The organism is uncultured Desulfosarcina sp. (genome assembly GCF_963664155.2).
Taxonomy (GTDB): domain Bacteria; phylum Desulfobacterota; class Desulfobacteria; order Desulfobacterales; family Desulfosarcinaceae; genus Desulfosarcina.
This window is the reverse complement of sequence record NZ_CAXXXH010000001.1, coordinates 1589892-1604345: the sequence shown is the minus strand read 5'-3', so window position 1 is coordinate 1604345 and position 14454 is coordinate 1589892. Positions and strand designations below refer to the sequence as shown.

At 54.7% G+C, this 14454-nt stretch carries 14 protein-coding genes and 1 tRNA gene; 12 read left to right on the top strand and 3 right to left on the bottom strand.

What is annotated here, in order from left to right; genetic code table 11:
- Positions 1–38: 38 nt before the first annotated feature.
- From ACHZBS_RS07280 to ACHZBS_RS07270, 3 genes are read right to left on the bottom strand one after another with little or no spacing between them, the layout of a single operon-like run.
- Positions 39–818: a YkgJ family cysteine cluster protein gene (locus ACHZBS_RS07280; RefSeq protein ID WP_319405838.1), complete on the bottom strand. Its 780-nt coding sequence runs from the start codon at positions 816–818 to the stop codon at positions 39–41.
- Entirely contained in the window at positions 805–1437 is a 633-nt protein-coding gene (locus tag ACHZBS_RS07275; RefSeq protein ID WP_319405837.1) for a hypothetical protein, read from the bottom strand. Before ACHZBS_RS07275 ends, ACHZBS_RS07280 begins: the two co-directional genes overlap by 14 nt.
- A 17-nt stretch (positions 1438–1454) precedes the next feature.
- Entirely contained in the window at positions 1455–2510 is a 1056-nt protein-coding gene (locus ACHZBS_RS07270) for a deoxyguanosinetriphosphate triphosphohydrolase (protein WP_319405836.1), read from the bottom strand.
- Between the two features lie 106 nt (positions 2511–2616).
- Between ACHZBS_RS07270 and ACHZBS_RS07265 the strand changes: the two genes are divergently transcribed.
- The 12 genes from ACHZBS_RS07265 (at position 2617) to infB (ending at position 14451) form a co-directional block, all read left to right on the top strand.
- Positions 2617–3171 carry a type I restriction enzyme HsdR N-terminal domain-containing protein gene (locus ACHZBS_RS07265; protein ID WP_319405835.1) on the top strand — a complete coding sequence of 185 codons (555 nt, stop codon included), beginning with the start codon at positions 2617–2619 and terminating at the stop codon, positions 3169–3171.
- Positions 3168–3701, top strand: a complete 534-nt coding sequence (locus ACHZBS_RS07260) for a nucleoside deaminase (protein ID WP_319405834.1) — start codon at positions 3168–3170, stop codon at positions 3699–3701. Before ACHZBS_RS07265 ends, ACHZBS_RS07260 begins: the two co-directional genes overlap by 4 nt.
- 207 nt (positions 3702–3908) lie before the next feature.
- Positions 3909–4451: a translation initiation factor IF-3 gene (gene infC, locus ACHZBS_RS07255; RefSeq protein WP_319405833.1), complete on the top strand. Its 543-nt coding sequence runs from the start codon at positions 3909–3911 to the stop codon at positions 4449–4451.
- Between the two features lie 177 nt (positions 4452–4628).
- Positions 4629–4826, top strand: coding sequence for a 50S ribosomal protein L35 (gene rpmI / locus ACHZBS_RS07250; protein WP_319405832.1), 198 nt, complete (start codon positions 4629–4631; stop codon positions 4824–4826).
- Positions 4827–4933: 107 nt separating this feature from the next.
- Positions 4934–5284 (top strand): 50S ribosomal protein L20, encoded by a 351-nt coding sequence (gene rplT / locus ACHZBS_RS07245; protein ID WP_324292399.1) that lies wholly within the window; start codon positions 4934–4936, stop codon positions 5282–5284.
- A 150-nt stretch (positions 5285–5434) separates the two neighbouring features.
- Positions 5435–6442: a phenylalanine--tRNA ligase subunit alpha gene (gene pheS, locus ACHZBS_RS07240; protein WP_324292398.1), complete on the top strand. Its 1008-nt coding sequence runs from the start codon at positions 5435–5437 to the stop codon at positions 6440–6442.
- An 18-nt stretch (positions 6443–6460) separates the two neighbouring features.
- On the top strand, positions 6461–8875 hold the full coding sequence (pheT, locus tag ACHZBS_RS07235) for a phenylalanine--tRNA ligase subunit beta (protein WP_319405831.1): 2415 nt from the start codon (positions 6461–6463) through the stop codon (positions 8873–8875).
- Positions 8876–8921: 46 nt separating this feature from the next.
- The gene (locus ACHZBS_RS07230) at positions 8922–9290 is read left to right on the top strand and encodes a MerR family transcriptional regulator (protein ID WP_319405830.1); all 369 of its coding nucleotides are present in this window, start codon (positions 8922–8924) and stop codon (positions 9288–9290) included.
- A gap of 132 nt (positions 9291–9422) precedes the next feature.
- Positions 9423–9498, top strand: a tRNA-Gly gene (locus ACHZBS_RS07225).
- A gap of 85 nt (positions 9499–9583) precedes the next feature.
- Complete coding sequence (gene rimP, locus ACHZBS_RS07220) at positions 9584–10207, top strand: ribosome maturation factor RimP (protein WP_319405829.1); 624 nt, start codon at positions 9584–9586, stop codon at positions 10205–10207.
- A complete protein-coding gene (nusA, locus tag ACHZBS_RS07215; protein ID WP_319405828.1) occupies positions 10207–11607 on the top strand; it encodes a transcription termination factor NusA in 1401 nt (466 codons plus the stop codon). Before rimP ends, nusA begins: the two co-directional genes overlap by 1 nt.
- Before the next feature lie 66 nt (positions 11608–11673).
- Positions 11674–14451, top strand: a complete 2778-nt coding sequence (gene infB / locus ACHZBS_RS07210; RefSeq protein ID WP_319405827.1) for a translation initiation factor IF-2 — start codon at positions 11674–11676, stop codon at positions 14449–14451.
- The last annotated feature ends 3 nt before the right edge of the window (positions 14452–14454 follow it).

The following is a 14454-nucleotide window of genomic DNA, read 5'->3' as shown; positions in this document are numbered from 1 at the left end:
CAAGGTCTCAGGATTCTTGACCTGTCTGTGGCGTGTTGTCAGGAGCGAATGTTTTTGGAAGGAATGTTCCAGACGAAATACCGAATCCATTCAAAGCCGAAAAGCATCAGTTCCCGGTCACTGGCCCGGAGGTTTTTAACCCGTGCCTTCTTGACCCGATACCGTTTTAAAAAGCTGCTCTGAAAAACAAACTCACGGAACCGGTCAATATTGTAGGCGGCCATGAAGGCCATTTTCCCTTTGGCGCCGTTTATGCCTTCGGGTCCCCACGGGTCTTTTTGAAACAGTGCTTTGATTGCGGCCCATCGGGCAGTCATCTGGTTGTAAATGCCAGCCTGCTGATTTTGCGCCCAGCCATCGAGGGTCAATGCCTGGTTTTCATGCTGGCCCTGGCAGAAATCCGGTGGTCGGAAAAAACTGACGATTTTCGATTCACCGGGCCGGTCGCCGAACAGCATTCCGTGTTCCACGGGAAATGTGCGGCAGGTGTCGGGCCTATTCGGGTATACCGTGCACCCCGCATCGCTTAAAAAAGGGCAGGTCCGGGATTCGTTATCGGCCATTCGCAGCAGGACGTCCGGGAAATAGTTGCCCTTCCGCAGTACCACATCCACATAGGACTCCAGGAACTGGTCGGAATCCAGATTGAGACGTTTTCTCAGACACAGAACATCGTAGGGGTAGAGAAACAGGTTCAGGTTCCGGCAGCATTGGTTGAAGCAGGCCAGGTCCTTGTGACACCGGAAATTAAAGGTATCGGTTTCTTTCAGCGGGATACCCGGCAGCCGTTTTATCTCTTCTGGTTTAATTGATTTCATAGGTGCAGTCAGAAAGGGCCGCCAGCATCTGGGCGATGGTGAGCTTGATTTTATCGGAATATCCCGTCTCTCGGCGCAACTCCTGCTCCAGTGTTGCCATCTGCCGGTAAAAGGGGGTCCGGTCAAATCGGATATAATCCGTTTTACCACCTTCGCGGCACTGATTGAAAAACTCATCGCAGCCCGGATTCTTGATGCGGTTGCCGCCGGGTCGCTGCAGTTCGTGGGGGATGCCGTGAAGCCGGCATATCATGGGGCGGTAGTGATATAACAGACACCTCTCGTTCCGGTTCAGTGGGCACATGATGCGAAGGGCCTCGCCGCCATGGCCGGCTGCTGCCATCCCGGCACTGACCGTCAGCGCCTGGCTGTTGATCGATTGGCGAATGCCGGTTTCAAGGGTGCACATGCCTTCCACCAGATACAGGACCTCCACTAGGGTATGGTGGTAAAATCGGGTCAGGCAGCAGTTGTCCGCACAACCGTTGCACAGAAACCCATACTGCCCGGCAACAGCCGCGTAGGCCCGATCCATCTCGCTAAAAAGTGTCTCAATCCGGTTAAGCAGTGGGAGAGAGCGATGCCTGATGGACAACAATCGTTCGGGTGTCAGGTTCATGGCGATCAAGAACGGCCTCAAACGGTGGGCGATGGGAAAAAGATTTTTTCGTAAAGGCCGAGGGCGTAGCGGTCGGTAATACTGGCGATGAAATCACAGACCACTTGCTTTCGGGGAGAACCGTTGTTCAGGCAGCCGGCGATGCCCATGCGGGTGAGTTCCTTTTCTAAAATGCGCTCATTATCCAGCAGGTAGGCATAGAGTTCGGAAAGGATTTTCTTAGCTTTGACAAATTCCCGGTGGACCTGGACGGATCGGTAAACGTTTTCGTAGAGAAAGGCCCGCAATGTGGTCATGGCACCGAAAACCTCCTCGCTCATATCAAGCCGTAATTCTCCGTCGACCGCCCGGCTTGAAAATACCAGGTCACGGATCATGGTGGTGGCCCGCTCCTGATGGGTCCGACCGATAACCTGGGTGCAGACTGACGGTACCTGGTTTTCACGGATGACGCCGCTGCGAATGGCGTCGTCCAGATCGTGATTCAGGTAAGCCATGATGTCGGAAATCCGAACGATGCGGCCTTCGATGGTGCAAGCCAGTTCCTCTGGATCATCGGGCAGGATTTTTCCATATCCCTTGGAGTGCTTGACAATACCGTCGCGAACCTCGTGGGTCAGGTTTAACCCTTTGCCGTTGTTCTCGATCACATCCACCACCCGAAGGCTCTGCTTGTGGTGAAAGAAATCCGGCGAGTGGATCTCCTGAAGCACCGCCTCTCCACCGTGTCCAAAGGGGGTGTGCCCCAAATCGTGTCCCAAAGCAATGGCCTCGGCCAGGTCTTCATTGAGAAACATTGCCCGCGTAATGGTCCGGGCAATCTGGGCCACCTCCAGCGTATGGGTCAGGCGCGTGCGATATTCGTCTCCCAGCGGGTTGAGGAACACCTGGGTTTTATGCTTCAACCGTCTGAATGCGTTGGCGTAGACGATGCGGTCACGATCAACCTGGAACGCGGTGCGGATGGGGCAGGCATCCTCCGGTCGTTGCCTGCCATGGCTTTGGGCGCTCTGGCAGCCGAACGGAGACATGAAGTTTTTTTCGCGTTTTTCGAACTGCTCGCGGATGTTCACGGCACTCCGGTTGTGATTTTTTCATAGATGTATTATTTTTAGGCAAATATCTATTCACAGACAAAAGGCTTTGTAAAGTGGTATCTTGGTGACGGGAGGATGGACTATGGGGGGGCATCATCTTATATTGGGGACGCTTGGCGATTTCATCACCGGTGAATTGCTGGCGGATACCCATGACGAGCGCTATCGCCAGAAGATTGCCCGTTTCCTGGTGACCGACAAAGGATATGACAAGGCGGATATCCATCCCCGACGCCCAATGATAGTTGCCGCCGGGAACCGGAAGGGGAGTCTGAACCTGGACTTTACGGTAACGGTTGACGATCGCACGGCAATGGTTATTAAATACGGGCCGGGTTCTTTGGTGACCCGTTATCGGCCGGCGCTGGCCATCTCGCGGCTGGTGGCACCCTACCAGATCCCGGTAGTGGTGGTGACCAATGGTGAGGAGGCGGATATTCTCGACGGCGAGACCGGCAAATTGGCGGGATCGGGCTTCGATCGGGTTCCCGCTCGGGAAAAACTGGTGCAGCAGGTGGCGCGAGGTAAATTTTCACCCATTTCATTAAAGCGTGCGGAAATGGAAGCGAGGATCGTCTACGCATTTGAAATTGACGGCGGCTGTCCCTGTGACGATACCGCCTGCAGGATCGCATGAACCCTGAGACGGCATCGGAAAAAGACGCCGTGTTTATGACCGCGGCCCTGGGTCTGGCCCAAACGGCCCTGGTGGACGGTGAATTTCCCGTGGGGTGTGTGATTGCAGACGGCGATAACGTGGTTGCCCGGGGTCACCGAACCGGCACGGCAGCTGGATCGGGAAATGAGATCGACCACGCTGAAATCAATGCCTTGCGCAATCTTTCCGGCGATATGCCGGATGTCGATCGTTCGACGCTGACCCTATACTGCACGATGGAACCTTGTCTCATGTGTTTTTCCGCCATCCTGCTCAGCGGCATCGTCAGAATCGTCTACGCCTATGAAGATGTGATGGGGGGCGGAACCGGATGCGACCGATCCGGGTTGCCGCCGCTTTACCGGAATGCCCAATTGACGGTAATCTCCGGTGTCATGAGAAAAGACAGCCTGGCACTGTTCCAGCAGTTCTTCGCCGATTCCGGAAACCCTTACTGGGCCGACAGTCTGTTGAGCCGTTATACCTTGAATCAGCCGGTTTCTCCTTGACCGGTTTTAGCAAGGCTTTTCATTTTTTTTCTTGCATTTGCCGGTGGTGTCATATATTGGACTAAAGTTTAGTATCGAGTATCGGGTCACCCACTGGCGATCGACGTGGAGGGGATCCATTGGCCTGCCAATGGTTGGCAGGGTAGAGAAAATCGAACATATAGGGCTTCAGGAGGTGGAAGCATAGCTGGTCCCAGAAATAGACAGATGGACAGGAGGCCGCCCGATACCACGCGGATCAATCAGGGTATCCGGGTGAGGGAAGTCCGCTTGATTGACCCGGAGGGAAACCAGGTCGGCGTACTTCCGATTCATCAGGCGTTGGCCAAAGCTAATGATTATGGTCTGGATCTTGTCGAAATTTCGCCCAACGCGAAACCGCCGGTATGCAAGATCATGGATTACGGCCGGTTCAAGTATGAGCAGACCAAAAAACAGCAAGAGGCCAAAAAAAAGCAGACCACTTTTCAGCTCAAGGAGATCAAGGTCCGACCCAAAACCGGAGAGCATGATCTCGAGACGAAAATGGGCCACATTCGCAAATTTCTTGACCGCAAGGACAAGGTCAAGGTCACTGTGATGTTCCGTGGTCGGGAAATTACGCTTTCAGACCGTGGCAGAGCCCTGTTGCAGCAAATTGCCACAGAGCTTGAAGAGGTCGCTGTCGTAGAGCAATATCCCAAGTTTGAAGGGCGGACGATGATGATGGTCCTGGCTCCCCGATCCCAGGTCGTGTCGACAGGACAATGACGGGTTGCGGCACCGGCCTTCTGGCTCGGATCATGGCCCGCAGGAAAAGAAACAGACCATTTCAACCGTTGGCGTGAACGCATGTTTTTCGTTCACGCCATCGGTTTTTGAAATGCGGTTTCCGTCCGATTTAAAAATTCAGAATGATGATCAATTTTTTGTTCAAGGAGAGAAACAATGCCGAAAATAAAAACCAACCGGGCGGCCGCAAAACGGTTCAAGAAAACTGGGTCCGGCCAATACACATTTTCAAAGTCTCACCACAGTCACATCCTGACCACCAAGTCCCGGAAACGTAAGCGCTCCCTGAAGAAGATGCAGTTGATCAAAAAGAGCGACATGAGAGAAGTCCGACTCCTTTTGCCCAACGGGTGATCGACGGAAAATAAGAATTACTAAGGCAGGTTTCACCGATGGCGGCATCTGACGGTACGATTCGGGTGCGGGTGGCACGGTGGTCCTGTTAGCAAGGAGATGAGATCATGCGAATTAAAAGAGGATTCAAAGCGAGAAGACGCCGTCAAAAAGTATTAAAGCTGGCCAAAGGATTTCGTGGCGGGCACAGCAAACTGTTTCGAACCGCAGCCGACACAGTAGACAGGGCTCTCAATTATGCCTATCGGGATCGAAAACAGCGAAAGCGCCAGTTCCGTCGACTGTGGATTGCCCGCATCAATGCAGCGGCGCGTATGAACGACCTTTCTTACAGCCGGCTCATCAGCGGTCTAAAAAAGGCCGATGTGAACCTTGATCGGAAGGTGCTTGCCGATCTTGCAATATCCGATCCCTCTGGATTTGCCCAGATTGCCGCGCTGGCGTCACAGCAGGGTTAAGCCGGGTTGACCTGTCGCGGCAAATGCCGCACGCATCGGTATCCTCCCGCTGCCCCCCCTTATCTGAACCGCGAAAATGACCGTATTCCTCGTCCCGCCCCGGCGGGACCGGGGGACGGCGACAATCCATATAAAGACAGAGCGACGATCGTGGAAAATACATTAGAACGGATATATGCGGACGCCATGGAAGCGCTGGCATCGGCGACCGATGTTGATGCGGTAAACGATCTCTCTATCCAGTACCTCGGCCGGAAGGGACGCATCACCCACTATTTGAGAAACATCTCCAGTCTTCCCGTCGAGGAACGGCCCCAGGCAGGCAAACGGGCCAATGAGATTAAGCGTTCCCTGGAAGGTGAGTTCAAGAATACGTTGACCCATCTATCCCAAGCGCCCAAAACGGCAGGGGACCGCATCGATGTTTCCCTGCCGGGTCGGGTGCCGGAAAAAGGATCGCTTCACCCCATTACTCAGATCACCAACCGTATTTGCAGTATCTTTTCACATATGGGCTTCGATGTGGTCGAAGGCCCGGAGGTGGAGACCGACTATTACAATTTCGAGGCCCTCAATATTCCCAGAAATCATCCTGCCCGGGATATGCAGGATACCTTTTACGTGTCGGACAATGTTGTGCTTCGAACTCACACTTCACCCACACAGCCACGGGTGATGGAAAATCAGCCTCCGCCGGTTCGCATTATCGCTCCGGGCAAGGTCTACCGGTGCGATTCCGACCTGACCCATACGCCGATGTTTCATCAGGTGGAAGGGCTGCTGGTGGATCGCCATGTTTCCTTTGCCGATCTCAAGGGAACCCTGACCGCGTTTATTCACCAGATGTTCGATGACCAGACCACCTTGCGGTTTCGACCCAGCTTCTTTCCCTTCACCGAACCCAGTGCCGAAGTGGATATCCGATGCGTGATTTGTCGGGGGAAAGGGTGTCGTATCTGTTCTCAAACCGGATGGCTGGAGATCCTGGGTTCGGGCATGGTCCATCCGGCGGTGTTTGAAAATATCGGCTATGACACCAGCCGATACACCGGTTTTGCTTTCGGAATGGGTGTGGAGCGTATTGCCATGCTTAAATACGGCATCGATGATATTCGGCGCTATTTCGATAATGACTACCGATTCCTGTGTCAATTTTAACGGAGTGTTTCCCAACCCATGAAAGTAAGTCTAAGCTGGCTGAAAGAATATGTGCCCATCGATATGGCGGTCTCGGATCTCGCCGATGCGCTGACCATGGCAGGATTGGAAGTGGAGGCCGTTGAAGATCGCTATGCGCACTTGGAAACGGTGGTCGTCGGACAGGTGGTAGAGGTTCTGCCCCACCCCAATGCCGATCGGCTTAAACTGTGTCGGGTCGATGATGGTACCGGCATCGTGCCGATTGTTTGCGGGGCACCCAATGCGGCGGCGGGGGTAAGGGCTCCCCTGGCCCGTGTAGGAACCCGGCTGCCCGACGGCACCTTGTTGGCCAAGACCGTTATTCGGGGCGAAACCTCGGAGGGTATGCTGTGCAGCGAGATTGAATTGGGTCTGGGTCTGGACGGTTCCGGTCTGATGTTGCTGGAGGGGGATTTTCAGCCAGGCCTTTCCTTGAAAACGGCCCTGAATCTTTTCGACTACGCCCTTGAGATCGGTTTGACGCCCAACCGACCCGATTGCCTGAGTATGATGGGTGTGGCGCGTGAAATTGCCGCCATCCAAGGCGTTAAGATGAATCCTCCGGTATTCAGCCTGCCTGACGCAAAAGGCGATATCGGCGCTCTGACCTCGGTCACCATCGAAGCGCCGGATCATTGCCCCCGGTATGCCGCCCGCCTGCTGGAAGGCATTACCGTGGCGCCGTCTCCTTACTGGCTCCAGGACCGGCTGCGTTCGGTGGGGGTGCGGCCCATCAACAATCTTGTCGATGTAACCAATTTCGTGATGCTGGAAACCGGGCAGCCCCTGCATGCCTTCGATTTTGACCACCTGGCCGGCCATCGTATCGTGGTCCGAACGGCTGCAGACCAGGAACCGTTTACCACACTGGATCAAAAGGCGCGACGGCTATCAGACCAGATGCTCATGATCTGCGACGGTGAAAAACCGGTGGCCGTCGGAGGTGTCATGGGCGGACTGAACTCGGAAATCGAAGACTCCACGACCCGTGTGCTCATCGAAAGTGCCTGTTTTGATCCGATCAGTATCCGCAAGACATCCAAAGCCCTTGGGCTCAATACCGATGCTTCCCACCGGTTTGAGCGGGGCGTGGACCCGGACGGCACCCTTTTCGCCCTGAACCGCGCTGCCAGCCTTATGGCCGAGTTGGGGCGAGGCCGGCTGGTTGATGGTGTTATCGATGAGGATTGCAGAAAATCGGGCACCCTGGTGCTCTCCCTTCGTGTGCGGGGCACCAATGACCTTTTAGGCACCGATTTGGATCGTGATCGCATGGCCGCCCTTCTGGAAAGTATTGAATTCAAGGTCCAGGACAAGGGTAGGGACGCGCTTGAGGTGCGGGTGCCTTCTTTTCGGGTGGACATCACCCGTCCCCAGGATCTCATGGAAGAAGTGGCCCGGCTTTCCGGCTACAACCAGATTCCCACCACCTTTCCCGTGCTGCCGGCTCAAGGCACGACCCCTTCCTCAATGATGGTCAGGAGAAATCAGGTTAGGGATATTCTTTGTGGATTTGGATTTTCGGAGGCTGTCAACTACAGCTTCATCAGCGCTGATTCCTGCGACCGGATTCAATTGGATGCCGATGATTCCCGACGCCACCATATTGCCCTGCTCAACCCCATTTCCGAGGAGCAGTCGGTGATGCGGACCACTTTGGTTCCCGGCATCCTGGAAGCGGCTCAGCGCAATATTGCCCGGCAACAGAACAGCCTGCGCTTGTTTGAAATCGGAAAAGTTTTTCTGCCCCAGTCGGATGTACTCCTTCCTTTGGAAAAGGAGATGCTCGTGGGTCTCTGGACCGGTCGGCGTGCAACAGCCGCTTGGCACACCCGGGAAACCGCCTGCGATTTCTTTGATATCAAGGGGACCGTGCAAGGATTGGCTCTTGCCCTGGGGATCCCCTCACTGTCGTTTTCTGCCGTGCCCGATGGCCAATGTCCCTACACTCGAGCGGGTCACGCCGCACAGATCTTTCACGACGGGCGGGTGCTGGGAATCGTGGGAGAAGTGGATTCCGAGGTGGTGAACACATACAGCCTCAAGCAGCCGGCGTTTATTTTCGAGCTGGACCTGGAAGCTATCGGTCGACTGGCATCCGATTCCAAGCAGATGACACCCATACCCCGGTTCCCCTCCACGACCCGGGATATCACCGTTATTGTCGATCAGACAATTGAATCCGGGGTCCTGCTGAATACGGTGGCTCAATTCGGCGAAAAACTGGTTGAGGACCTGTACCTGTTTGATGTGTTTGCCGGAGATCCCATACCGGCGGGGAAAAAGAGTGTATCTTTCCGGGTGGTCTATCGGTCCGCCGAACGAACCCTGGAGGACGAAACCGTCAATGAGATTCATCACCATCTCACGCATCGCTTGATTACCGAATTTGGTGCAGCCTTGCCGGTCTGACCACCTCAATCCGCCGGCAGCGTGTCACCTAATATGGATAACCCCGATGAAAGAAGAGGCTTACGGCGCGGTCGAAATTCCCGACAAGTTTTACTTCAAGATCGGTGAAGTCAGTGATATCGCCGGTGTTGCGCCCTATGTGCTGCGGTTCTGGGAGACCGAATTCAAGCAGATCAAGCCCAAGCGCACTGATGCGGGGCAGCGTCTCTACCGCAAGCAGGATGTAGCGCTGGTGTTAAGAATCAAACACCTGCTGTATCATAGAAAATTCACCATTGAAGGTGCCCGGCAACATTTGAAGAAGAAACCCGGCCCGATACCGGAACCGGTGCCGGTTGTCAACGTACCGGATATTGCCGAGATCAGGGAGGAGTTGATTCGTATCCGGGAACTAATCGACGGCCACCGGCGCTAATTTCCTTCTGTCTGCCTGATTTGCCGATTGCTGCCTCGTCATAGGACACGTTCTGCTGCTGCAGTGTACGGGGGGTAGATAGAAAGATATTGACATAACATCTATTTTGCCTTATTTAGTGTTTCTTGGTGAGCGGGCATAGCTCAGTTGGTAGAGTACAAGCTTCCCAAGCTTGGTGTCGCGAGTTCGAATCTCGTTGCCCGCTCCATTTCAAGTCCGTTTTCGTCTGTTCCGGGTGTGGTTGCTGGAACAAGGGCGGTTTCCCCGCCCGACGTGGTTTTATGGACTGGTAAGTGAAGGCATCCATTATCGGTTTGAACATGGAAACGGGCTGTTCGCCCGTTTTTGTTTTTTTGTTCGGTGAGAATATGGCCAGGCGTACCGGAAAGCGAAAACAAGAAGGTAGAGCGTCGGCGGCGCCCCGTCAACCGGATCCGGAGATCCTGAAACGACAGCGGGCATTTGTCGATTCGGTTTCGCGTCTGGCCGAGCCCCTGTGTATTGACGAAGGTATGGAATTGGTTCATGTGGAGTACCAGCGCGAGCCGGGCGGATTGACATTGCGTCTTTATCTGGATAAGCCCGGAGGAGTGACACTGGACGACTGCGTCAACATCAGCCGCCAGTTGGAAGATCTATTGGATGTACATGCGCAAGATGCACCGCCGTATCGCCTGGAGGTATCATCGCCCGGCCTTGACCGGCCGGTGGGAAAGCTCAATGATTTTATTCGCTTTAAGGGCCATCGGGCAAAAATTCGACTCACCGCTGCCGTGAAAGGTCGTCAAAATTTTACCGGTGTGCTGGCCGGGGTGATTGATGAAAGGGTCCAATTGCAGGTGGATAACGAGACTGTCAGTCTGAATTTTAAGGATATTTCACGGGCGCGGCTGATCAATTTTAATGGAGAACGCTGATGTTTATAGCAGATATCAAACGTGTGGTGGAACAGGTAAGCCGGGACAAGGGCATCGATGTGGAAATTCTGATCCGCGCCCTAGAAGAGGCGTTGCGGTCTGCTGCCAGAAAGAAATTCGGCAGCAAGGTCGACATCGAGGCGCAGTATAGTCCCGACACGGGTGAGATCGAGGTCTTCCAATTTAAAGAGGTGGTGGCGGAAGTGACCGAGCCGGACCTGCAGATCAGCTTGGCCGAAGGGCGCAAGCTAGACCCCGATTGTGAACCTGGCGACAGCCTCGGCACAAAAATGGACACATCGAGCTTCGGCCGGATTGCTGCACAATCCGCCAAACAGGTAATTATCCAGAAGATGAAAGATGCAGAGCGGGATGCGGTTTACTCCAGCTACATTGACCGCAAGGGTGAAGTGATCAACGGCATCGTCCAGCGGGTGGACCGGGGCAATATCATTGTCAACTTGGGAAATACCGAAGCCATACTCCCAACGCGGGAACAGATTCCCAGGGAAAATTACCGTCGGGGAGACCGGATCCGGGCTCTGATATTCGACGTGCTCTATGATACCCGCGGCCCTCAAATCGTGCTTTCGCGAACCCATCCTGATCTGCTGATCAACCTGTTTAAAACCGAAGTGCCCGAGATCAGCGAGGGTATCGTGGAGGTCAAAGGTGCTGCAAGGGAGCCGGGCGTTCGGGCCAAGTTTGCCGTTTCTTCCAATGATTCAGACATCGATCCGGTGGGGGCCTGCGTGGGCATGAAGGGCAGCCGGGTGCAAAATGTGGTGCAGGAACTTCGGGGTGAGAAGATTGACATTATCACCTGGCACGTGGATGCAGCCAAATATGTATGCAACGCCCTGGCGCCTGCGGAAATCTCCAGGGTGATCATCGATGAAGAAAATAACGCCATGGAGGTCATCGTCCCCGATGAATTTCTTTCCGTTGCCATCGGCAAACGGGGCCAGAACGTTCGGCTGGCCTCCAAGCTTACCGGCTGGCATCTGGACGTCAACTCAGAGTCCAAATACGATGAAATGATGAAGATCGGTTACGAATCACTGGTTAACATTCCCGGCGTCGGGAGCAGTCTGGCTGATGCCTTCTTCGAAAAGGGGATTTATTCTGCAGAAGAGCTGGCCGAATCCGCAGTTGAAGAGTTGATCGAAATCCGTGGCATAGGACAGGAAAAGGCCCTGGTGTTAATAGAAAATGCGCGGCATTATGCCATCGAGGCTGCCAAGGCGGCTGAATCCCGGCGTTTGGAGGAGGCGGTTCGCGCCGCTGAGGAAGCGACCCGGGCGGAAGCGGAAGACGATTCGGGGACGGCTGAAACGCCAGTGAATGAATCGAACGAGGGGGCGATTTTCGGCGCCGGAGCCTTGGAAGAGGAGCAGTAGCGGATCAGGATGCGGATACGGCAACAGAGCAAAAACTGCTTATAACTAGATTTGGGGGGGGAATGGATGGCAAAAATCAGAGTATATGAATTTGCCAGAGATCTTAACATGACGAACAGGGAACTCTTGGACAAGATCCGGGACCTTGATATCGACGTCAACAGCCATATGAGTTCTCTGGACGAAGATGTGGTGGCAAAGGTCAAATCGGTGCTTTTCGGCGAAAAGGACGATCAACTCGAGGAAAAACGGGTACGTCCCACCGTGATCCGGCGGCGCAAGGTTGTCTTACCCCCGGAACCGGAGATTCCTGAGGCTGCGCCCGCTTCGGCGATAGAACCGGAATCTCCTCCGGTTGAGAAGGTAGAAACGGCGCCGGCAGCGGATGAAGTGAAAACACCGCCGGAAAAGAAGCCTTTGGTGAAAAAGCGCAAGCCCGCCCAATCCGCAAAAATCATTGCCAGGCCAAAAACCCAAACACCCGGGACACCGCCGGCAGCCTCGGAACCTGAGCCGGTGGAGGCGATGCCTGCCACCGATGCGATCGAACCGGATGCAACCGGTTCACCGGAACCGGATGCCCAAATCACCGACGAAAGGACACCGATCACTGATGCGGCAGCCCCCCCTGCCGGCACGACCGATGGTGATCCGGCCGTCGATGAAGCCCTTCCCGTGGCACCGGTTGCCGAAGAACCTCCCAAAGTACCTGTGGCAAAGGCCAAAAAAGGCAAGAAAGAAACACCGGCCAAAATCATCAAACTGCCGACCAAACCCAAACTTTCAGCGGCTCCTGTAACGCGGATTGCTTCGACGGGACCGCCATTGCAGCCCCCTTCCCCGAAACCTGAAATCATCGATGCACCCGTTTCTGCCAAGGACAAGAAAAAGAAAGGGTGGCGGAAAAAAGATGACGAAACCGATGATATCCGGTTTGCCAAAAAGAAAGGCGGTTTCCGAAAAAAGGAGATCGTTGAGGGCGCAGCCTTGTACAGCGGTAAAATGCGGGGGCGGAAGGCCCGAAAGGGCAGCAAGCTTCGAGCCATGCCGGCCGGCCAGAAAACCCAGATTACTACTGCCAAGGCCATCAAACGGCGAGTGAAAGTGGATGAGACCATCGTGCTGTCGGAACTGGCCAAACGCATGGGCATCAAGGCCAGCGAAATGATCGTCAAACTCATGGGAATGGGGGTGATGGCCACGGTGAACCAGACTATCGACTATGATACGGCGGTCCTGGTGGCCGGTGAATTCGACTACGAGGTGGAAAGGGCGTCTTTTGAAGAAGACGTGATTCTGAAGAAAACCGAAGCGGATGACCCCTCAAAGCTAGTATCCAGACCTCCTGTCGTCACCATTATGGGCCACGTGGACCATGGCAAGACATCATTGCTTGACGTGATCCGCAAAACCCGTGTGACCGAAGGGGAAGCGGGCGGTATTACCCAGCATATCGGCGCTTATCATGTCGAGACCGAAAAGGGTGTTATCGCTTTTCTCGACACTCCGGGCCATGAGGCTTTTTCAGCTATGCGTTCTCGCGGTGCCAAGGTGACCGATATCGTCGTGCTCGTGGTTGCCGCCGACGACGGCGTGATGCCCCAAACCGTCGAGGCGATCAATCACTCCAAGGCCTCCGGGGTGCCGATTATCGTGGCCATCAACAAGATGGACAAACCGGATGCCGATCCGGACCGGGTTCAGCGCGAACTCAGCGAACACGGTCTGATGTCGGAAGCCTGGGGCGGTGATGCTATTTTTGTCATGGTGTCGGCTAAAAAGAATACCGGGATCGACGAATTGCTTGAAATGATTTTGCTTCAGGCGGAAATACTGGAACTCAAGGCCAATCCGGACAAGCTGGCCAGCGGCCATGTGGTCGAGGCTAAACTGGATTCAGGGCGCGGGCCTGTGGCTACCGTCCTGGTGCAGGAGGGCACCCTCCGTGCCGGTGACTCCATCGTCTGCGGGATGCACTATGGAAAAATCCGTGTGCTCCAGGACGATTTGGGCCGTACCGTTGAATCTGCCGGTCCGTCCATGCCGGTGGAGATCGTGGGCCTTTCCGGCGTACCCATGGCCGGAGATGAACTGGTAGCACTGGCAGACGAGAAGGATGCGCGCCAGGTGAGTCAGCACCGAACCCAGAAACAGCGCTCCAAGGAACTGGCCAAGACGAATCGGTTGAGCCTGGAAGGGCTATTCGAAAAGATGCAGAAGGGTGAGGTCAAGGACCTGAACCTGATCATCAAGGCGGACGTAGACGGCTCCATCGAAGCGTTGAGAGACTCCTTGGTCAAGCTTTCCAACGAAGAGGTGAGCATCAACGTGGTCCACGCAGCCACTGGCACCATCACCGAGTCGGATATTTCCCTGGCCGCAGTCTCGAATGCCATTATTATCGGCTTCAACGTCCGGCCCAACGTCAAAGTCCAGGAACTGGCCGCTGAAGAGAACGTGGATATGCGCTTCCACAATATCATCTACAATGTCATCAAGGAGGTCAAGGATGCCATTGTGGGCATGATGGAGTCCACTTTCGAGGAACGGGTGCTTGGCCGCGCCGAAGTTCGCCAGACCTTCCATGTGCCCAAGATCGGCACCATTGCCGGTTGTTATGTGACCGACGGCAAGATCCAACGGGGACAGCTCATGCGGCTGGTCCGGGACGGAATTATCACCTACGAAGGCAAAAACAATAGCTTGCGCCGGTTCAAGGATGATGTGAAAGAAGTTCTGACCGGCTATGAATGCGGCATCGGCATTGAAAATTTTAATGATATCAAGGTCGGTGACGTGATCGAGAGCTACTACATGGAAGAGATTCGACCGGAAGTGGAGTGATGA

Excerpts from the sequence above, each read along its gene's own strand:
- pheT (WP_319405831.1), top strand. The coding sequence starts at position 6,461 with ATGAAAGTAAGTCTAAGCTGGCTGAAAGAATATGTGCCCATCGATATG.
- infC (WP_319405833.1), top strand. The coding sequence starts at position 3,909 with ATGGACAGGAGGCCGCCCGATACCACGCGGATCAATCAGGGTATCCGG.
- ACHZBS_RS07260 (WP_319405834.1), top strand. The coding sequence starts at position 3,168 with ATGAACCCTGAGACGGCATCGGAAAAAGACGCCGTGTTTATGACCGCG.
- ACHZBS_RS07265 (WP_319405835.1), top strand. The coding sequence starts at position 2,617 with ATGGGGGGGCATCATCTTATATTGGGGACGCTTGGCGATTTCATCACC.
- rpmI (WP_319405832.1), top strand. The coding sequence starts at position 4,629 with ATGCCGAAAATAAAAACCAACCGGGCGGCCGCAAAACGGTTCAAGAAA.
- rplT (WP_324292399.1), top strand. The coding sequence starts at position 4,934 with ATGCGAATTAAAAGAGGATTCAAAGCGAGAAGACGCCGTCAAAAAGTA.
- ACHZBS_RS07275 (WP_319405837.1), bottom strand. The coding sequence starts at position 1,437 with ATGAACCTGACACCCGAACGATTGTTGTCCATCAGGCATCGCTCTCTC.
- infB (WP_319405827.1), top strand. The coding sequence starts at position 11,674 with ATGGCAAAAATCAGAGTATATGAATTTGCCAGAGATCTTAACATGACG.
- nusA (WP_319405828.1), top strand. The coding sequence starts at position 10,207 with ATGTTTATAGCAGATATCAAACGTGTGGTGGAACAGGTAAGCCGGGAC.
- ACHZBS_RS07230 (WP_319405830.1), top strand. The coding sequence starts at position 8,922 with ATGAAAGAAGAGGCTTACGGCGCGGTCGAAATTCCCGACAAGTTTTAC.
- ACHZBS_RS07280 (WP_319405838.1), bottom strand. The coding sequence starts at position 818 with ATGAAATCAATTAAACCAGAAGAGATAAAACGGCTGCCGGGTATCCCG.